Source organism: Fenollaria sp. C0166D3, assembly GCF_056590255.1.
In genome coordinates this window covers 1-18287 of the sequence record NZ_JBWPVU010000011.1, presented here as the reverse complement: position 1 = coordinate 18287, position 18287 = coordinate 1, and the positions used below count along the sequence as shown (strand labels likewise).

The 18287-nt window shown below is 38.2% G+C and carries 21 protein-coding genes; 2 read left to right on the top strand and 19 right to left on the bottom strand.

What is annotated here, in order from left to right; genetic code table 11:
* Positions 1–82: 82 nt before the first annotated feature.
* On the top strand, positions 83–706 hold the full coding sequence (locus AC1EJ0_RS07630) for a hypothetical protein (protein WP_294984662.1): 624 nt from the start codon (positions 83–85) through the stop codon (positions 704–706).
* A gap of 39 nt (positions 707–745) precedes the next feature.
* Here the strand turns inward: AC1EJ0_RS07630 and AC1EJ0_RS07625 are convergent, their stop codons facing one another.
* The 7 genes from AC1EJ0_RS07625 to AC1EJ0_RS07595 all read right to left on the bottom strand — a co-directional run bounded on the left by AC1EJ0_RS07625 (position 746) and on the right by AC1EJ0_RS07595 (position 5286).
* Positions 746–1399, bottom strand: coding sequence for a DNA alkylation repair protein (locus AC1EJ0_RS07625; RefSeq protein WP_480023894.1), 654 nt, complete (start codon positions 1397–1399; stop codon positions 746–748).
* Between the two features lies 1 nt (position 1400).
* Entirely contained in the window at positions 1401–1874 is a 474-nt protein-coding gene (locus AC1EJ0_RS07620; RefSeq protein ID WP_480023895.1) for a pyridoxamine 5'-phosphate oxidase family protein, read from the bottom strand.
* A gap of 11 nt (positions 1875–1885) precedes the next feature.
* On the bottom strand, positions 1886–2623 hold the full coding sequence (locus AC1EJ0_RS07615) for a carbon-nitrogen hydrolase family protein (RefSeq protein ID WP_480023896.1): 738 nt from the start codon (positions 2621–2623) through the stop codon (positions 1886–1888).
* A gap of 131 nt (positions 2624–2754) precedes the next feature.
* Positions 2755–3237: a dihydrofolate reductase gene (locus tag AC1EJ0_RS07610; RefSeq protein WP_480023897.1), complete on the bottom strand. Its 483-nt coding sequence runs from the start codon at positions 3235–3237 to the stop codon at positions 2755–2757.
* Positions 3237–4208 (bottom strand): phosphate acetyltransferase, encoded by a 972-nt coding sequence (gene pta, locus AC1EJ0_RS07605; protein WP_480023898.1) that lies wholly within the window; start codon positions 4206–4208, stop codon positions 3237–3239. Before pta ends, AC1EJ0_RS07610 begins: the two co-directional genes overlap by 1 nt.
* 15 nt (positions 4209–4223) lie before the next feature.
* Positions 4224–4757, bottom strand: coding sequence for a chromate transporter (locus AC1EJ0_RS07600; protein WP_294795994.1), 534 nt, complete (start codon positions 4755–4757; stop codon positions 4224–4226).
* Positions 4758–4761: 4 nt separating this feature from the next.
* Positions 4762–5286: a chromate transporter gene (locus AC1EJ0_RS07595; protein WP_480023899.1), complete on the bottom strand. Its 525-nt coding sequence runs from the start codon at positions 5284–5286 to the stop codon at positions 4762–4764.
* 115 nt (positions 5287–5401) lie between these two features.
* Here AC1EJ0_RS07595 and AC1EJ0_RS07590 point away from each other — a divergent pair, with 115 nt between their 5' ends.
* Positions 5402–5917, top strand: a complete 516-nt coding sequence (locus AC1EJ0_RS07590) for a flavin reductase (RefSeq protein WP_480023900.1) — start codon at positions 5402–5404, stop codon at positions 5915–5917.
* Between the two features lie 151 nt (positions 5918–6068).
* Here the strand turns inward: AC1EJ0_RS07590 and serS are convergent, their stop codons facing one another.
* Genes serS through AC1EJ0_RS07530 form a run of 12 tightly spaced genes read right to left on the bottom strand, consistent with a single transcriptional unit; the run spans position 6069 to position 18131 of the window.
* The gene (gene serS / locus AC1EJ0_RS07585) at positions 6069–7346 is read right to left on the bottom strand and encodes a serine--tRNA ligase (protein WP_480023901.1); all 1278 of its coding nucleotides are present in this window, start codon (positions 7344–7346) and stop codon (positions 6069–6071) included.
* An 11-nt stretch (positions 7347–7357) separates the two neighbouring features.
* Complete coding sequence (locus tag AC1EJ0_RS07580; RefSeq protein WP_480023902.1) at positions 7358–8272, bottom strand: ATP-binding protein; 915 nt, start codon at positions 8270–8272, stop codon at positions 7358–7360.
* Position 8273: 1 nt separating this feature from the next.
* Entirely contained in the window at positions 8274–9335 is a 1062-nt protein-coding gene (locus AC1EJ0_RS07575; RefSeq protein ID WP_480023903.1) for a DnaD domain protein, read from the bottom strand.
* Positions 9310–9900, bottom strand: coding sequence for a GNAT family N-acetyltransferase (locus AC1EJ0_RS07570; protein WP_480023904.1), 591 nt, complete (start codon positions 9898–9900; stop codon positions 9310–9312). Before AC1EJ0_RS07570 ends, AC1EJ0_RS07575 begins: the two co-directional genes overlap by 26 nt.
* Entirely contained in the window at positions 9890–11221 is a 1332-nt protein-coding gene (gene dnaB, locus AC1EJ0_RS07565; RefSeq protein WP_480023905.1) for a replicative DNA helicase, read from the bottom strand. The genes AC1EJ0_RS07570 and dnaB overlap by 11 nt, the downstream gene beginning before the upstream one ends.
* 9 nt (positions 11222–11230) lie before the next feature.
* Positions 11231–11674 carry a 50S ribosomal protein L9 gene (gene rplI, locus AC1EJ0_RS07560; RefSeq protein ID WP_480023906.1) on the bottom strand — a complete coding sequence of 148 codons (444 nt, stop codon included), beginning with the start codon at positions 11672–11674 and terminating at the stop codon, positions 11231–11233.
* Positions 11674–13683: a DHH family phosphoesterase gene (locus AC1EJ0_RS07555; protein WP_480023907.1), complete on the bottom strand. Its 2010-nt coding sequence runs from the start codon at positions 13681–13683 to the stop codon at positions 11674–11676. Before AC1EJ0_RS07555 ends, rplI begins: the two co-directional genes overlap by 1 nt.
* A 1-nt stretch (position 13684) precedes the next feature.
* The gene (locus AC1EJ0_RS07550; RefSeq protein ID WP_480023908.1) at positions 13685–14584 is read right to left on the bottom strand and encodes a DUF2232 domain-containing protein; all 900 of its coding nucleotides are present in this window, start codon (positions 14582–14584) and stop codon (positions 13685–13687) included.
* The gene (pyrE, locus tag AC1EJ0_RS07545; RefSeq protein ID WP_480023913.1) at positions 14584–15255 is read right to left on the bottom strand and encodes an orotate phosphoribosyltransferase; all 672 of its coding nucleotides are present in this window, start codon (positions 15253–15255) and stop codon (positions 14584–14586) included. The genes AC1EJ0_RS07550 and pyrE overlap by 1 nt, the downstream gene beginning before the upstream one ends.
* Positions 15252–16532, bottom strand: a complete 1281-nt coding sequence (locus AC1EJ0_RS07540; RefSeq protein ID WP_480023909.1) for a metallopeptidase TldD-related protein — start codon at positions 16530–16532, stop codon at positions 15252–15254. Before AC1EJ0_RS07540 ends, pyrE begins: the two co-directional genes overlap by 4 nt.
* Positions 16532–17956, bottom strand: coding sequence for a TldD/PmbA family protein (locus AC1EJ0_RS07535; protein WP_480023910.1), 1425 nt, complete (start codon positions 17954–17956; stop codon positions 16532–16534). The genes AC1EJ0_RS07540 and AC1EJ0_RS07535 overlap by 1 nt, the downstream gene beginning before the upstream one ends.
* Positions 17946–18131, bottom strand: a complete 186-nt coding sequence (locus AC1EJ0_RS07530; RefSeq protein ID WP_480023911.1) for a hypothetical protein — start codon at positions 18129–18131, stop codon at positions 17946–17948. The genes AC1EJ0_RS07535 and AC1EJ0_RS07530 overlap by 11 nt, the downstream gene beginning before the upstream one ends.
* Positions 18132–18287 lie beyond the last annotated feature (156 nt).

Sequence of the window (18287 nt, the reverse complement as noted above, 5' to 3'; positions counted from 1 at the left end):
ACCTTTTATTTTGCTATAATATATGATATAATTATAATACAAAGTATAAAAAAAAGAAAGTTTCAAAATAAGAGGTGTAATAATGAATTTTTGGGAAAAATTTAAAGACTTTTTGTATAACTCGATTGATTACATAATTATGCTCATAGTAATCATAGCTGTTGTATGTATTATCAGCTGGAGACTTGACATCTTGTTCGTGAACAACGGTGCCAACTCTACTCTAACAAAGAACATTGAGAATAACAATGACGACAAAAAGGTCGTTGAAAATATAGACGGTGATCAAAACAACGAAGGCACTAATGAAGATACTGGCGACAAGCTTCCTGAAACTGCAGGAAACACTGAAACAGGTGACGAAGAAGCGCCTGTAGAGACAGCAGGTGATGCCAATGCGACTGAAGAAACACCTACAGAGAATGCAGGCGACGCAAACGAAGAAAAGCCGGCCGAAGAAAAACCGGCGGAAGAAAAGCCAGCTGAAACAGGTGGAACTATCGAAGTTAATATACCTGCTAAGTCATTACCAGGCGAGATAGGTAAGATACTTGAGCAACAAGGCGTTGTATCAAGCGCAACAGACTTCGTTAACAAGTGCGTTGAGCTAAAGCTTGACACAAAACTTAAATCAGGTAAGTTCACATTTAATAAGGGAGCAAGCCTTGACGATGTCGTTAAGATTATAGCACAAGTTAAGAAATAAGATAAAAGCCAGAGTTTAGTCTCTGGCTTTCTTAGTGTATTACTTTTTGAGTGACTCGCGTATCTTTTGCCGAGTCATCTTTTTTATCTCTGTGCTAATGGCCTCGCTCAATAAAAATTCATCTACTTTAACTTTGTCGGTGAAGTATAGCTCACAAAGTAGCCACGCCGCTGCCATATTGACATAGTAAGTATTAAGTGTAATATTTTTTATTGCGTCAATAATTTTATCTATGTGAGCCTCGTCATTATATTTTTTATTCATTATGACTAGACCAAGGCGAATAGTGTATTCATCAGAGCTATGCACATAGCTTAGCACCTTTTGAAAAGCTTTGTCAATATGTGCTTCATCAATAATTATTTCACCTGCAATTAAGTCCGTTACTTCCCAGCTATCGATGTATGGCAAAAACTCATCGAGCGCGTTCATAGCTTTATCAAAGCTCTCACTCATCTTAAAAATGCAAAGAGCGTATAAAAGCTTTTCATCTCTATAATAAAATTTCGCTTCATTAAATATATCAAGATTTGAATTTTTAATAATTTCACGAGCTAAGCGCCTTAAGTCGCCCATACGCACTCCGATGATAGTATCTTTCTCGATAGTCGGAACGAGTTTAGCTATAAAGTCCCTGTACTTTGCATCTGCATTTGCATTTAACTCACGAACTACGTCTTCATAAGTCATCATTTTACGCCTTCGCCTTGCAAGTTAACTCTTTCACGCAAATTTTAAAAACGCGTGTCCTAGGTATAGCAGCCCTTGCATAAACAAATTTTTCGCTCGGTATATGATACTTTTGCACTAAAACTTCAAGCGCTGCCTCTTTCTCATCATAATCATGAAGCTCATACACCTCGCCCTTACCTATGATTGACTCGTAATTCATAGTGCAGTAGCCGCGCTCCTTGTCCATGATAAGCTTGTGATTAGTGCTCATTTGGAAGCTCACAGCCGCCCCGTCCTTAAGATAGTCATACTTCTTTCCTTCAGTCGCGCCGTGAATGTATAAAGTGATCTCGCCAGCATTTTCACTGACGCCAAAGTTCACAGCCAAGATGTATGGCGATGGCTCATCGTTAAAGGCAAGCACTACATCGTCGCAGTCCTTCATTATCCTAAGTATTTCATTTATATCTGTAACTTCTCTATCTGCCCTTCTCATATTTTCTCTCCTTAATCAATTTCTACGGCAAGAACAGCCTCAGCGCCCGATGGAACGTCTTTTATAATTTCCCCGCCATCAAAATGACATGCGCCGCCCTTAGATATATATGGCTCGTCAAAATCGTAGCAGACCGAGTTCACATACAAGACAGGCGCCTTTAGTTTAGCCGCTTGTTTTGCGTACTCAAACTTTTCTTCTTCGTTCCAAATGCGCGGCTCGAAGTCCGTATAAACTGGCCAAAGCACTAGATCCTTCTCAATGGCTCCCGCCTCTTCTATGAGCTCATCGTGCCAAAAATCACCGCATATGCCAACTAGAATTTTCTTTCCTTCAAAAGTAAATGTGTGAAAGCCATCGCCCTCCTTGTAGTGAGCGTCCGCTATTGGTTCCTTCCAGCCATCAGACACGCGTCTAAAGACATCAATTACTTCGCCAGCCTTGTCAATGGTTATTTGCGATGAGTAAAGAGCTTCATCCAATTTTTCTATCATGCCAAAGCTCACCGCAATAGAATTTTCCCTCGCAGCCATTTTTATTTCCTTAATAATATCATCATTTATATCTATGGCAATGGCCTTGTCCTTTTCATAGTCCCAAGACAGCGCCTCAAAACCATGTAAGAACGACTCGCCAAAGACAAGTAAGTCCGCTTTGTGAGCGTATTCGCGCATGAATTTTATAATAATCTTTTTGTTGTGTTCTGTGTCTTTTGTTTTAAAGGCTAAAGACATGAGATTGATCTTCATACTATGACCCCCTTTTATTAATTATATCATAAATGGCATAAAAAATTCGTAAACCATATATTATAAATATTATAAACTTTTCTTTATGGCAAAAGAAAAGACATATGGCTCTCATATGTCTTTAATATAAATTATTTTCTCTTGTATCTTCTATACTCAAATTTCATATCTTGATATGCATGTTCTTCGCTTGTTTGAACTAGCTCAAATGCCTCATCTTCATCCAAGTTCCTCATAACTGTGTCATAAGGCTCGAAGTCTTTCTTAATAAAAGTAATCTCTGCCTCGTTCACCTCATCTATGAGCTGGTCTATAAGACTTGCGCCGCCAACTAAGAAAATTTTCTTATCTGAAAATTTTTCTTCTATCATCTCTCTTAGCTCGTCAAGGCTGTGGGCTATGTGAGCGCCATCCATCTCCTTAAGTGAGCGTGATACGATGATCGTTTCTCTGCCAGGAAGTGCGCCTGTCGCGTCGAAGGTTTTTCGTCCCATGACTAAGACGCCGCCCATGGTCATCTCTTTAAAATGCTTGAGGTCCTCTGGTATCCTTGTTAACATGTCTCCTTTGTAGCCAATCGCCCATTTGGCGTCGACTGCCATTACGAGTATCATTATAAAGCTTGTTTTGCTGTGATTAAAGCAAGCTTGTAAACGTCGTCTGAGTTGCAGCCTCTTGATAAATCGTTAACTGGGCTATTTAAGCCTTGAAGTATAGGTCCTATAGCGTCGTAGCCGCCAAGTCTTTGTGCAATTTTGTATCCAATGTTACCTGCCTCTAGTGATGGGAATATGAATACGTTCGCATGGCCTGCGATGTCTGAGCCATTTGCCTTCTTTTCAGCAACTGTTGGTACGAATGCTGCGTCGAATTGAAGCTCTCCATCTACGGCGATGGATGCGTCTCTTTCCTTAACTATTTCAAGTGCCTTGATAACTTTTTCTGTTTCATCTGACTTAGCACTGCCCTTTGTTGAGAAGCTTAATAGAGCGATCTTTGGATCAACGCCGAAGCTCTTTGCTGTTATGTTTGATAGTATAGCTGTTTCAGCGATGTCATTTGAGTCAGGTGCGATGTTGATGGCGCAGTCAGCGAAAATATATCTTTCGTCGCCCTTAACCATAACGAAAACGCCTGAAGTCTTCTTGTAGCCTTCCTTCATCTTAATGATTTGAAGTGCTGGTCTAACTGTATCACTTGTTGCATGTGCAGCGCCTGATACAAGGCCATCTGCCTTATTCATATATACTAAGATAGTTCCGAAGTAATTAACGTCCTTAAGAAGTAGCGCCTTAGCGTCTTCTAAAGTAATCTTGCCCTTTCTTCTTTCAAAGAACTTTTGAGCCATCTCATCAATGTCCTTAGCTTCAGCTGGATCGATGAAATTGATATTAGCAAGGTCCTTGCCTATAGCCTTTGCAGTTTCTTCTACCTCGCTTCTCTTGCCTAGAACTATTGGTTCTAAGATATTTTCTTCTTTTAATCTGAAAGCAGCCTTTAAAACTCTTTCATCTTCACCTTCTGGAAAAACGATCGATGGATGTTTTTCTTTTACTTCAACTTTTAATTCTTCAAATAAATCCATAATAACCTCCTATTTCTATTTATTAATAAATTTATCTTTGCTTAAGGCAATCACAACGCCGCCAATGATGACGAAGATGGGATTGACATCTAAAAACACAACTATTAAAAAAGCTAATATGCTTATTGCGTACTCGAATTTGTTTAAGTGGGCCTTTTCTACTAAGCCTACAAGCGCTGCAAATACTAGTGCGCACACAACTGGTCTAACGCCTTTGAAGGCTGCTTGCACATATGGACTGTCTTGCACGCCCATAAAGAAGTGCGATATGACTAGTATGATCATAAAGCTTGGCAGTACTGCGCCAAAAAAGGCAGCGATCGCGCCCCAAAAGCCATATATCCTGTAGCCTACTAGTATCGAGATGTTTGCTGCGATAGGCCCTGGAGCTGTTTGCGCAAGGCTTATCGAGTCTATGTACTCTTCGTCTGACATCAGTTTTTTCTTGGTAACTATCTCACGCTCAATTATTGGTAGCATGGGAAAGCCACCTCCCAAAGTGAAGGCACCTATTTTAAAGAATGTAAAAAATAAATCAAGTATCTTCATATCATCACCTGTAAATCACTATGCCGACTAAAAAGCCTACAGCCATAAGAAGTATGGGGTTAAGCTTTTTGACTCTAACTAAGATAAAGGCAACGATGGCTATGATTATAGACTTGTAGTCGATGATGGCGCCCTTGCCAATGGTAACGACTGCCGCTAAGACAAGTGCTAAGACGACTGGTCTTATGCCTCTAATCGATACTTTGATTGCATTTGAGTCTCTAAACTTGTTTATGGTCAAAAATATTATGCTCATGATGATAAAGCTAGGTAGTGTTACTCCAAGTGTCGCTACAACGCTGCCCCAAAAGCCTGCTAGCTTGTTGCCGATGAAGGTAGCTGAGTTAACCGCGAAGGGTCCGGGCGTTGTTTGTGCTATGGCAACTATGTCTATAAAGTCTGAGTAGCTTATCCACTGAAGTCCATTGATGATCTCTTTTTCAAAAAGCGGCATCATAGCATAGCCCCCGCCGAAGCTAAAGAGGCCTATCTTGAAAAACACTAAAAATATTTCGACTAATAAATTCATATACTCACCAAAGATTATTATAACACAAAGAAAAATATTTTTCTAGACTAGCAATGTAAATTTTAAGTAATATATTCATGCTCTTTGTGATATAATTTATATAAGGGGTGATGGTATGAGCTTAAAAGCTATTGATATGAAGGAGTTAAAATTTAATCCGATGACGCTGATTGGCAAAGAATGGATGCTTGTTAGCGCTGGTAATGAAAAGTCGTTTAACACGATGACTGCGCAATGGGGCCACTTGGGTGCCATATGGAATGGCGATATGCCTACGTCGGTCATCTACTTAAGACCGCAAAGGTATACGAGGACCTTTGTTGACAAGGAAAATTACTACACGCTAAGCTTTTTTGATGCGGCGTACAAAAAGGACTTAATGTACCTTGGCACTCATAGCGGACGCGATGAAGATAAGCTTGCTAAGACATCTTTGACGCCTGTCTTTAGTGATGGCAGTGTTTACTTTAAGGAAGCGAAGATGGTTTTGGTATGCAGAAAGGTTTACAGAGGCAAGCTTCATGAGGAGAGCTTCGTCGATCAAGACATAATTAAGAAGAATTATCCAGAGCATGACTTTCACTACGTCTATATTGGTGAGATAGTGAAGGCTTATGTAAATGAAGACTAGATTGTAATCAAGATAAATTAAAAGAGCTATGCGTATCAAGTGATATACATAGCTCTAATTTATTTTTGCTTTGTTTAGTTATTTTACTTTCTTTACTTATTTTACTTTCTCTATTTGTTTTGACTATTTTATTTTTTTTGCTTAGCTTACTCTATTTTTCTTTTTTAACTATGCGGTCCTTGCCAAAGTACTTTTGTAGTGCCTTTGGTATAGTGATCGAACCATCTTTATTTTGATAGTTTTCTACAAGTGCTGCAAATGTTCTTCCTACTGCAAGGCCTGAGCCGTTAAGTGTGTGAACGAAGTTTAATTTGCCATCGGCATTTCTATATCTAATGTTGGCTCTTCTTGCTTGGAAGTCCTCAAAGTTCGAGCAGCTTGATATTTCAACGTATCTGCCATAGCTTGGCATCCAAACTTCTATGTCGTATGTCATTGCCGATGAAAAACCTAGGTCGCCTGTCGATAGTTGAACGACTCTGTAAGGTATTTCAAGCTTTTGAAGTACAGCTTCTGCATCACCAAGTAGCTTTTGTAATTCGTCGTAGCTTGTTTGTGGCTCAACGAACTTAACAAGTTCAACCTTATCGAATTGGTGGTTACGAATAAGGCCTCTGTTGTCTCTACCTGCAGCGCCCGCTTCTTGTCTAAAGCATGGTGTGTACTCAGTTATGTTTATAGGCAATTCGCTCACGTCAACAATTTCGTCTCTAAGCATATTTGTTAGAGGCACTTCTGCTGTTGGCACAAGGAAAAAGTCCTTTGATGGCAAGTAGAACATATCGTCTTCAAACTTTGGCAATTGTCCTGTACCTAGCATCGATGCTCTATTGACCATAAACGGTGTACTCATCTCAGTGTAATCTTGTTCAAGCGTATGAAGATCAAGCATGAATTGAATTAAGCTTCTTTCAAGTCTTGCTCCATCGCCTTTGAATATAGAAAATCTTGATCCAGATATCTTTCCAGCTCTATCAAAGTCAAGTATATCAAGGTCTGTTCCTAAGTCCCAGTGAGCTTTTGGCTCGAAGTCAAACTCAGTTGGCGTACCATACTTCTTTACTTCGACGTTATCGCTATCATCCTTACCAAAGACAACGTCCTTGTTAGGAACGTTTGGTATGCTTAGTAGGTAGTCAGCTATCTTCTCGTCGATTTCCTTAACTTTTGCATCATAATCTTTGATTTCATTTGAAAGCTCTTTCATCTCTTCAAAGATTTTGCTAACGTCTTCGCCAGCCTTCTTAAGCTTAGGCACTTCCTTCGAAATCGCATTTTGCTTTTGCTTCATAGTCTCAACAACTGTTAGAAGCTCTCTTCTCTTCTTATCTTCTTCAAGAAGCTCTTCGATAGGGAAGCTTCCGTGTCTTTTCTTTAAAGCTTCTAAAACTTCTTCAGGATTTTTTCTGATTCTTTTTATATCTAGCATAAAATCACTCCTTATCTTAATCTTAAATCGCGTCCTTTAAAGCGATATATATAGTAATTTGACAGTATCCTCGACGATAGTCTCTCGCCGTACTTTTCTTTTATAGCGTCAACATTTAAGTTGCTTGTGATAAGCGTCTTTAGGTTTTTACTAAGTCTATAGTTAATCAAATCGAGTATAGACTTCGAGCTAATCTGTGTGTCTATCTCGGTTCCAAGGTCATCAATGATTAAAAAGTCCGTGTTGTAAAAAAGATCTCTCTTCGTTATTGCATCGCCATCTGCCTTAAATATAGCCTCATTTATGGTTTGGCACATCTCATAAGAACCGATGTATGTAACATTGACAAGCTTCTCTATAAGCCTCTTTGCAAGTGAAACCGCCATAAAGGATTTGCCCGTACCCACATCACCGAAAAAGAAGATGGATTTGTGTTCATTATGGAAATTATCTGCATAATCCTCAAGACTCTTCTTTATCTCAAGCATTTCATCTCTAATATCGTCTGTAAATATATTGGCATCGAAGTTTTCAAAGCTCTTCTCCCTCATCTCAGTATTGAGTTCATTTGTCTCAAGCATCTTTTCTCTTAGCATCTCGTCAATGCAGGAACATCTCTTTGACTGATATATGCCGGTGTCCTCACATTTTTCGCAGTCGTAGTGCACTTTGAAAGCATCTGCAAGCCCATATTCCTCGATAAGCTTTTGCTTTTTAGCTTCTATATTTAGTATCTTTTTATTAATATCTTCATAATTTGTAAAATTCATAGACGCAAAGTCATTAAGCACTTCGTTCTTTTCATTTTCAAGGCTTAAAAGCTCTGGGTAGTTCTTGTATATAGCTTGGACCCTTTCACTTCTTTCCCTCTCTCTAATGTTCTTAATATTCGCTTTTTGTCTATAAACATCATCTAACAAAGTCATGCTACTTCCTCCAATTGCCTTCATAGGTATCGCTTAGGTAGTCGTCTGGGTATTCTCTCTCGTCAAAATCCTTAGCCCTCGCCTTTGGCTTCTTAGTATTATTAGTCTTTCTGTCCGACCTATATAGCTCATTTGTTCTCTCGGCGTCTTCAACAGTCTTTATGCCTTCTTTGTGCCACGCCTCAAGTATTGCGTCGAGGTAGGCTATAGAAGGTTTTGATGTGTAGATAAAGTTCTCGGCAGCCTTTAAGATGATGTCATTACCATAATTAAAGTCATCATACCACTTATCTATGATCTTCTTTTCAAAATCAGATACATTTTTAAACGGCATTGCTAATGACTGCATAAGCTTATTGTAATTTCTTTGGCTGTCGTTCATCACGTTAAAGTCGCTCATCACTTGAGAAAGGTTAGTGTATCCCTTGTCATACCAGTTCATGATGATGGTCTCAACATAAGCTGGCGACTTCTTCTTAAGTATGTCATAAGCGTATGAGTAAGCGTGTGATATCATCTCACAGCTAATGTTGTAGTCGCGAAGCCACTTGATGATCTTGATCTTCTCTTGAGTGTTAAGCGGCCTTCTAACGATGTGAGCGACATCTTGAAACATCTTTTTAACGCCTTCGTCCTTATTTACTTCTATAATTAATTTTGTGTCACTGCTTAAATCATCTTCATCGATGTCGATCTCGTCATCAAAAGTATTTTGACTCATGCTGCTTGTGCCCTTATCTGAAGAAGCCCCTCCAAGGTATAGCGCTTTTAAGTCTTTAAAGATGACATCAAAGTTGTAGCTAAGGCCATCGTCCTCGAAGTCAACTATGCCAACCGATTTCCAAAACCTCCATGCATTGGCGACATCTATAACAGGAATTTTTAAAACTTCGGCTATCTTTTCATTGCTCGCCTCTATGTCATCGTCTTGTGCAAATCTTAAAGCAAGGAGATATACTTTGACGAAAGTACCGTCCGCTTGCGGCATAAACTCGCTTATAAAAATGTTGTTAACTCTTGTATCTAATAAATTTGAATTAATTTTCTCTAGCGTGAAGCTCAAAAAACTCACCTCTCTTTATCTCGTAAGTGTAGACAAATGACAAAAGCTCCTTGCCCTCTTCTCTAAACTCATCTTGATGTTCTATGTATTCTTCTCTAGTCTTGTCAATGTCTTGAATGTTGTATGTATCTAAGTAGTAGGCCTTCTTCCTAAAGCCTAGCTTTTTATATAAGTGTATGGCCTTCTCATTAAAGGCGTTTACGTCCAGCCATATCCTTCTCATCTTTAAATCAGTGAAAGCATAAGTTAAAAATTCTTCTAGTATCTTATAGCCATGGCCATGGTTTTGCCATGCCACATCCATAACTATGGATAGTTCTGCGCTTCTTAATATATAATTTATCTTTTTTAAACCGATGTAGGCAATGGCCTTATCATCATAATAAATTGCAAAATAGCGTTTAAAGAAGCCCTTCTTAGTCTTGAGCCACGCTTTTACTTCCCAGTCCTCTTCATAGATGAAATCGTAATCGTTTAAGAGGTAGTAGTTGCCTCGCTCCCAGCCTCTAAACCTGTAGGCGTCTTCGAGCTCGAGTGGCTTTATCCTGTACTCATTATCCTTCATAAGCCTTGTTCGAAACGTCAAAGAACCTTGTGTACTCATCCTTCCAGATTAAGTTGACCGCGCCAATAGGACCGTTTCTGTGCTTCGAAACGATCACTTCTGCTAGATTTGGATTTTCTGTCTCTTTATTGTAAACGTAGTCTCTGTAAAGGAACATAACTATGTCGGCGTCTTGCTCTATGGCACCTGACTCTCTTAGGTCAGATAGCTTAGGTCTTTTATCCGGTCTTTGCTCCAAGGCTCTCGATAGCTGTGAAAGTGCTAGTACTGGTACATCCAGCTCCTTCGCTATGGCCTTAAGGCCTCTTGATATTTGTGAAATTTCTTGAACTCTATTCTCAATCCTTTCGCCAGTCGTCATAAGCTGTAAGTAGTCGATAACAACTAGGTCTAGTCCCTCTTCCATCTTAAGTCGTCTTAGCTTTGCCTTAAGCTCTATTAGGGAGATGGCTGCCGTGTCATCGATATGAAGACTATACTTTGATAGTTCATTCGATGCAGTAATCAGATTGACAAGATCTTGGCCTTCAAGCTCGCCCTTGAATAGACTCGATAAATTCATTTGTGCGAACGAGGCTAATATTCTTTGACCAATTTGCGTCTTACTCATTTCAAGTGAAAACATAGCAACTTTTTTGCCCGCTTTGGCCGCGTTTACAGCAAGGTTAACAGCAAGAGCTGTCTTACCCATAGATGGTCTCGCCGCCAATAGTACTAGGTCTGACTTTTGGAAGCCGCCTAATAAGGAGTTAAGATCAGTAAATCCTGTAGTTACACCGCTTAGCTCGCCTCTGTTTTGAACCCTCTTCATAATTGTTTGAACTGTATCGCTCATAATTACATCAAGAGCAGTTAATGAGTTTCTTAGACCTCCTTGAGAGATTTCAAAAAGTCCTTTCTCTGCCTTTTCAAGAACGTTCTTAGCAGGCGATTTATCTTCAAGCGACAAAGCCTTGATCTCGTCTGAAAATTCTGCAAGGCTCCTAAGTATAGATTTTTCCTTAAGTATATCTATATAAGTATCTTGGTTTGAGCTAAGTCCTTCGTTGTTTGCATAGATGCTCGCAATGTACTTAATCGTCTCAGCATCAACATTCTCACTCGTTTCAAGCGTTTCTGTTACCGTCAATAGGTCTATGGGCTTGTTTAAAGAGAATAAAGTCCTAATCGCATTGAATATCTTTCTATGAAGATCATTATAAAAGTCTCCTTCGTTAAGTCCTTCAATGGCCTTGACAGCAGCAGTCTTATTTTGCATTGCATTTGCTAAAACTTCCTGCTCAACTATTAAGTTGTTAGGTAATTCTCTTAAAACTTCCATAGTACTCCCCTATATACTTATATTAACTCTTAAATTAGCTGTTATTTGTGGATATAGTCTCAAAACTACAGTATATACACCTGCTTGTTTGATATTTTCCTTCATTTCTATCTTTCTTTTATCAATGTCTAGGCCAAATTCTTCAAGTAAAGCCTTTTGTATGTCTTGTGAAGTAACTGCGCCAAATAATTTGCCAGTTGCTCCGCCTTCAGCCTTCATCTTTAAGACTTTCTTTTCTATATCTGCTTTGATTGCATTTGCTTCTTTAGTCTCTTGTTCAATCTTGGCCTTTAGTTTGGCTTGCTCTTCCTTCCATTGCTTAACGTTCTCATCTGTTGCTTCTAGAGCAAGTTTCTTTGGAAATAAGAAGTTTCTCGCATAACCGTCCTTGCTATTAACCATTTCACCTTTTTTGCCAAGGCCCTTAACGTCTTCTATAAGTATAACTTTCATTATTTAACACCTTCTTCTTTCTTAGATTCATTTTCTTCGTCTTTATATTCTTTTATTTTTCTCTTTAGTTCTTCAACAGCCAAATCAACTGACAAGTCTATCCTAGTTGCTGCTTGATTCAAGTGTCCGCCGCCACCAAGCTTTTCCATAATCAATTGTACGCTTATCTCACCAAGTGATCTAGCTGATACGTGCGTTTCGTTATTTGAGACCTTAACCGCAACGAAAGATGCCTTCATGCCATTGATGCTTAGCATCTCATCAGCCGCTTGTGCCGCTATAAGTATTGAGTTATCAACCTTATCTTCAAGTATACCGATGATAGTATCGTCCATAAATATTTCTGACTGTCTAACTATGTCAGCCCTATTCTTAATAACTAAGTAATCTTCTTTAAAGTACTTCTTAACTACTTCTGGGTCAGCTCCGAACCTTCTAAGCATAGATGCCGCTTCGAATGTCCTTACACCCGTTTGAACAGTGAAGTTCTTTGTATCAACAGTGATGCCCGCAAGTAGTGCCTCTGCCTCGAATTTACTTAAAACTACATTGTCAGTCATATATGTGAATAGCTCTGTAACAAGCTCAGACGTACTCGATGCATATGGCTCTAAGAAGACAAGTTCAGTCGATTCAATAAACTCGCCACTTCTTCTATGGTGGTCAATTACTACTCTGTCCTTTATTTGATCAACTAGGTCTGGTGCCTCGGAGATGGACTTCTTGTGATGATCGACAACTATTAGTAAAGTCTTTTCATCGATTAAGCCAATAAGTTCTCCCTCAGGCTTTACAACACCCTTTAGGCTTTCTTCTTCATTTATCCTTGCCATGATATTTCTAATACTCATATTGACCGAGTTAAGTGCGATATAAGGAGTTTTGCCCCTCATTCTAACAAGCTTCACTACGCCGATGGCTGAGCCGATCGCGTCCATGTCCGCATTTTTATGAGGCATAATAATTACGTTTGATGCATCATCAATAAGTGATCTAAGCGCGCCACCAACGACTCTTGCCTTAACCTTAGTAGTTTTTTCAACAGCCTTCGATTTTCCGCCAAAGTACTCGTAATTGTGTGCTCTTCTAAGAACAGCTTGGTCACCGCCTCTACCTAAAGCTATGTCCATGGTGTTTCTAGCGATTTCGTATTGCTCAAGAGGCGTCTCTCCATCAGTAGTCGCAGCAATTGAAAGAGTTAGTGGTATTATGCTTTGTACCTTTAAGTCACGAACCCTGTCAAGTATATCAAACTTCTTTTGTATAATCTTTTGAAGATTTTCGTTATTTGCAATTATTAAATACCTGTCGTCATCATATTTTCTAACAGTCGCATCATAGCCATTGAAGTAGTTGATAATTTCAGTCTCAACATTGCCAGTGATAGTCGCTCTAAGGCTGTCTTCAACACTGCTTTTAACTTCATCAAGGTTATCGATGTAAAGAAGTATAGTCGCTATCTTTTCCTTGTCAATAGTGTCCTTCGCTTCTTTAAGGTCAGTTCTGTTAATCCAGTAAAGAAGAAGCATCTCTCCATCCTTGCTGTCTTTCAATTTTACCTTATTCACATAAACTTGATAATAATTATCTCTGTATAATATCTTTAAAGGCTCATCGCCTGCACCTAATATCTCATTAAGGTTTAGTGATGATATAGCGTCAAGTATGTTGTTCTCTGGCTCATCTTCATTTTCTAGCATCTTTATAAATTTACTGTTATACCAGTTAATTTCACCGTCTTGCTTAATTATAACCATAGGGAATGGCATCTTGAATACCGCTTGCTTTGTTAATGAGTCGATGGTCTCCTCGATATTTTCAAAGTTCTTTTGTCTAAGTGTAGTTTGGTCTTCAAAGTTTTGTAAAAACCTAATGTGCAGTGAGACAAAGATGACAAGTGCGATAAAGCCGATGATGATGTTTAGTATCATGAGCATTATGACAAGAACTAGCTCGAAAATTACCTCTATTAAATTTTCTTTAACGTATGCTTCGATTTTTTTGAACATTTTACGCACCCCTTATCCTTGTAGTTCCATCAATAAAGCCGAATATAATATTCATGAAAAACATAATTCCTACAAAAAATATTGAAAATGCAAAGTAAAAATTTGCCGCCGTCTTCTTTTTGTAACGTATCTTTAATAAGAACATTACAAAAGATAGGCCCTGTATAGCAAAGCTCATGAATATCATCAAAGATATATTGTCAACTATAAGCTGATTTAGTCCTAAATTTGTTAGCATAAATATGACTAATATTGCTAGCATTAAGTAAAATGCTGATTTCTTTAGCTTTAAAGCTTCTACGAATGGCTCTGTAATATTGACGTCGCCTCTTTTTCTGATTATATAATGAGGCAGTTTTAAAGCTATGAAGGCCGATACAAAAGCTAGTAAAAACACAGTGCTTGCTAAGTATTTCTTAAACTCTTGATACGCCATAATGACCATGTCCTTGTCAAAGACCAAGTCGCCCTCGTAAGAGCTCACGAGCGCCATCTGCTTATCGAGCCTTGCATTGAACTTTTCGATGAGATTTACATCGAAATACTCTCTTAAAACTATTATATATATTATGCTCGAGACAACCAAAGTTAGTGTCATGGCTATAAGCAGCTTGTCGCCCCTCATATTATTCTTAATCAGCTTAACCGCAATTATTAAGAATGGCAGTCCAAGTATGGCCTTTTCAAATATGAAGACCGGCTCTAGAAATATTGCCAAAACGCCAAGTGAAGCCATGTAAAGATATATGGAACTGTAGTCTTTATTCGCGATTGAGTTCATTAGGTAAGCGCCAAGCACTAGTGGCATCGCAAACACGCCTAAGTACCTAGTTAATAGCATGGTCAAAGTTAGAATTACGAATGTTATGGCCGTCTCAAGATTTTTATTCTCTATCTGCATTATCTTTCCTTATAAGTATCAAGATGCTTCATGATCTTTGAGTACATCTCTTCATCTATATATACTTTGCCATCTATCTCTTTATTTCTTAAGTAATCAGCGATGAATTTTATATCAAGTATCGAATAAACTTTAACACCATAGTCGTCTTCAAGCTCGTGAATTGCTGACTTGTCTCCAGTACCTCTCTCCATCCTATTAACAGAGATGATCAGAGCCTTAACTTTTGCGTCGTAGTTTTTAAGTATATCGATAGACTCTCTAACAGCAGTTCCTGCAGTGATTACATCCTCGATAATGACTACATCTGAGTCAGCATTTGGAGTCTCTCCAACGAATATACCTTTTTCGCCGTGGTCCTTTGCTTCTTTTCTGTTAAATGAGTAGCCGATCTCAAGGCCATAGTTCTTGTAAAGACTTACAGCACAAGAAACTACTAGCGGTATGCCCTTATATGCTGGGCCAAATAGCAAAGGCTTATCTAATTTAATATTGTCCATATAAGCTTTGGCATAAAAGTCCCCAAGCTTTGCTATCTCTTCAGAATTATTAAAAAATCCAGTGTTAATAAAGTATGGACTCATCCTTCCAGACTTAGTCTTGAAGTCGCCAAACTTTAAAACATCCGATTTAAGCATTAAATGTATAAAATCTTCTTTGTATGACATTATCCTATGTTCACATCCTTAATTAAAATATATTTTGGTCCATAGTAATTATCTATATGAATCATTTCTTTAGAAAAATACATATCTAGTCCCTTGTCCATGATATTTGCTGAGAAAGCTCCGTTGTTGATAATTTTTGTCTCTTTGCCGTCAAAGTACTTAGCTAATCTAAACTCACCGCCAAATATACCTATAGAAGCATCTGCTTGAAAGCTCGAGAAACTCTTTATCTCAAGATGTCTAGTCTTTCTCATCTCATCTATTGACATAGAGCCAGGAGCCACTTCGATATTTACTAAATTACCTGTAGCTTCAATACCCATGTATGAGGCGAATCTTTGACCGGCAGATACGTTTATCATCTTGCCGTCCTTAAATATTTGCGTTTCTTTTAGCTTAACGCCGTCACTATCGTATTTGCTATTGTGAACGGAGCCTTCAATTTCAGGCTTTAGAGTGATATTTACAAGATCTCCCTTAGCACCTTTATGCGCCTCTTCATTTAATTTTAGCTTATTTAGCTTCATATAATGAGTAGAGCCGCTCGCTTGATAATTATAAAAGTTAAAGAAGGCTGGAACATCTAGACCAGTGATGATTACATCAACTGCCTCGATAGGCTCAGCTGGCTTAGACATAGCTCTGTCCTCTGCCTCTTTAAGCTCTTCGTAAATATTTTCTTCAAATTCTTTTTCATTTAGCTTAGAAAAAGTAAACATTCTGTAAACTTCAATCGAACCTGCTTCACCGCACGCATCAGCAATTGATTCGACAATTATCTCGCTCTTTTTAGACTTGCAGTCGCAGCCCCTTGAGTTCACAAGATTTTCTTCTATATTATTAACAAAGATTTCGCATGAGTTTATCTTAGATTTAGTTCCATAGTCTTTGTAAACTATGTCCTTCACCTTTTTTATAGTCTCAAGCTCATCTATATAAGCTTTTTCATCTACTAATTCTGTGCCTTCAGCTAAAGGAAAGTGCTTGTTCTTTATGAATTTTGCTCTCTCATAAGCAAGAGCTACTTTTCTAGCAATTTCTTCGTCTGAATCCGATGGAGCTGTGTTAAATGAAGAGTCTCCTCTAAATTTTTTGCCATCTTCTTCAGTATCAGCATATATAGTCACACTCACGTCATCAGTCTCAACGCTTCTGTCCATATCTACCTGATCTCTTATTAAGAAAAGCTCCTTGCTAGATGTTTTCTTCCTAATTAACTTAAAATCAGAGATTTCTTTATTTTCTTTTATTATATCGATAATATTTTTAATTCTGTCCATTAGCTTAATCTCCCCTTAAATTTTAAGTAGCTGCCACCAGTTGAAGTCTTAACCCATTCCTTATAGCCTTTGCCACAGTAGCCCGAGCCATTCATTTCGATTTCGCCAGAAACCATGGATATAGACTCAAGCACATCAGGTACATAGCCTGTTAGTGTTGCTGGACTAAATACTTTTCCAGTTAATTTACCGTCCTTTATCTCTCTCGCTTTCATGGCAGTGCATTGAATTCCCCAGTTCTTAGGGTCTTCCATACCATTGTTCATGCCGTCAAGTAAAAATCCGTAGTCAATGGACTTGATCATATCGTCAACGCTGTCCTTACCGCCTTCAAAGAAAGTGTTTGTCATTCTTGTATAAGCCTTTCTTCTGAAAGATTCTCTCTTGCCATTGCCAGTTGGCTTAACGCCCAAAGACATTGCAGACAGTTTATCCGCCATACCTCTTCTAAGTATACCATTTTCAATAATAACAGTATCAGATGCTAAAGTGCCTTCATCGTCAAAGCTGTAGCTTGAGCATTCGCCAATAGCTGTGGCACCGTCATGCATCGTAGTTATGTCACTTGCCACTCTTTTATTGACATAGTCCTTTGCCAAAGCTCTGTCCTTAACAAACATATCCATCTCTACCCCGTGGCCAAAAGCCTCATGAGCAAGTAAACCTGTGATGTCTGGCGCACTAATTAAATCATAGTAACCAGGTTTAACAAGTTCTGAACCAAGAAGTTCAATCGCATTATGAACCACTTCTTTATAGATATTGTCAAGCTCCTTAAGTACTTCCAAACCGCCTAATCTGCTTACGCTCTTGTAATCATATCTAAAGTCGTCATCCTTTTGAACGTCAGCCTCAGCCATAACGCTAGTAAAAGTATATGCTTGATTTAAACACATCTTTTTAGAAACAAAAAGCTTTCTCACTTCAGTTTCTATGTACATAGCTCTCGCAGAAACAACTAGATCAGACTCTTTAAGCATCTTGTCTTTTATATCGGTTAAATAATTTATTTTCTCTTGAACGCTCATCTCATCAAGAGAAATCTCTAAATCAGATGAAAAATCCTTAATAAAGTCTTCCTCATCGATTAAAGAATATTTTCTCATAGAGAAATTGTTCTCTTTATAAAATTTATAATTTTCAGTAATTTCTTTTTTTATCATTTTGGAGAGCTCTTCTGGGCTTTGAAGCTTGTCAAAAGATACTTCACCATAATAATCATTATTATATACACGTGCTACAAAACCTCTCTCGCTGTCCATGCCTTCGCCAACACGTGTTATGCTCTTTGATACCATGTAATTAGTTGAGTCAGTATCAGTAGCAAGTATCGATACATAATCAAAGTCCTTGCTAAGCATGTCAACTGTCTTTACAAGGCATTCCTTTGCATCAACTAAGAACTGTGATAATTTATTTTTCATCAGTCTTCTTCTCCTTTCTCTCAGGCTTACTTGTGCATAAACCAACAATTAAAAGAAGGTCAACAATAAGTAATGCTGGAACAGTATACTCAGCTATAGGTTTGTATACTACATTAGCTATAGTGAATGCTAGTAAAATAATAAATGCTGTTTTAATTAAATATTTTCCGTTCATACTCACACCTCTTAAGACATTATATCACATATGAAAGTTATTTATCAATAATAATTATATTTAAATCAATTTACTTTTCTCTTAATTGTCAAGACATATGTTACACTTAGAAAAATATTCTTTTACAACTTGGTTTGGTGTCTTAAAATTTAATGA

What these genes read in the sequence shown, in the direction of transcription:
- AC1EJ0_RS07600 (WP_294795994.1), bottom strand. Translation starts at nt 4,757, where the DNA reads ATGAAGATACTTGATTTATTTTTTACATTCTTTAAAATAGGTGCCTTC.
- AC1EJ0_RS07540 (WP_480023909.1), bottom strand. Translation starts at nt 16,532, where the DNA reads ATGGACAGAATTAAAAATATTATCGATATAATAAAAGAAAATAAAGAA.
- AC1EJ0_RS07535 (WP_480023910.1), bottom strand. Translation starts at nt 17,956, where the DNA reads ATGAAAAATAAATTATCACAGTTCTTAGTTGATGCAAAGGAATGCCTT.
- AC1EJ0_RS07580 (WP_480023902.1), bottom strand. Translation starts at nt 8,272, where the DNA reads ATGACTTTGTTAGATGATGTTTATAGACAAAAAGCGAATATTAAGAAC.
- serS (WP_480023901.1), bottom strand. Translation starts at nt 7,346, where the DNA reads ATGCTAGATATAAAAAGAATCAGAAAAAATCCTGAAGAAGTTTTAGAA.
- AC1EJ0_RS07530 (WP_480023911.1), bottom strand. Translation starts at nt 18,131, where the DNA reads ATGAACGGAAAATATTTAATTAAAACAGCATTTATTATTTTACTAGCA.
- AC1EJ0_RS07625 (WP_480023894.1), bottom strand. Translation starts at nt 1,399, where the DNA reads ATGATGACTTATGAAGACGTAGTTCGTGAGTTAAATGCAAATGCAGAT.
- AC1EJ0_RS07570 (WP_480023904.1), bottom strand. Translation starts at nt 9,900, where the DNA reads ATGAAGGATAATGAGTACAGGATAAAGCCACTCGAGCTCGAAGACGCC.
- AC1EJ0_RS07595 (WP_480023899.1), bottom strand. Translation starts at nt 5,286, where the DNA reads ATGAATTTATTAGTCGAAATATTTTTAGTGTTTTTCAAGATAGGCCTC.
- dnaB (WP_480023905.1), bottom strand. Translation starts at nt 11,221, where the DNA reads ATGGAAGTTTTAAGAGAATTACCTAACAACTTAATAGTTGAGCAGGAA.
- AC1EJ0_RS07590 (WP_480023900.1), top strand. Translation starts at nt 5,402, where the DNA reads ATGAGCTTAAAAGCTATTGATATGAAGGAGTTAAAATTTAATCCGATG.
- AC1EJ0_RS07620 (WP_480023895.1), bottom strand. Translation starts at nt 1,874, where the DNA reads ATGAGAAGGGCAGATAGAGAAGTTACAGATATAAATGAAATACTTAGG.
- AC1EJ0_RS07630 (WP_294984662.1), top strand. Translation starts at nt 83, where the DNA reads ATGAATTTTTGGGAAAAATTTAAAGACTTTTTGTATAACTCGATTGAT.
- AC1EJ0_RS07555 (WP_480023907.1), bottom strand. Translation starts at nt 13,683, where the DNA reads ATGTTCAAAAAAATCGAAGCATACGTTAAAGAAAATTTAATAGAGGTA.
- AC1EJ0_RS07610 (WP_480023897.1), bottom strand. Translation starts at nt 3,237, where the DNA reads ATGATACTCGTAATGGCAGTCGACGCCAAATGGGCGATTGGCTACAAA.
- rplI (WP_480023906.1), bottom strand. Translation starts at nt 11,674, where the DNA reads ATGAAAGTTATACTTATAGAAGACGTTAAGGGCCTTGGCAAAAAAGGT.
- AC1EJ0_RS07550 (WP_480023908.1), bottom strand. Translation starts at nt 14,584, where the DNA reads ATGCAGATAGAGAATAAAAATCTTGAGACGGCCATAACATTCGTAATT.
- AC1EJ0_RS07615 (WP_480023896.1), bottom strand. Translation starts at nt 2,623, where the DNA reads ATGAAGATCAATCTCATGTCTTTAGCCTTTAAAACAAAAGACACAGAA.
- pta (WP_480023898.1), bottom strand. Translation starts at nt 4,208, where the DNA reads ATGGATTTATTTGAAGAATTAAAAGTTGAAGTAAAAGAAAAACATCCA.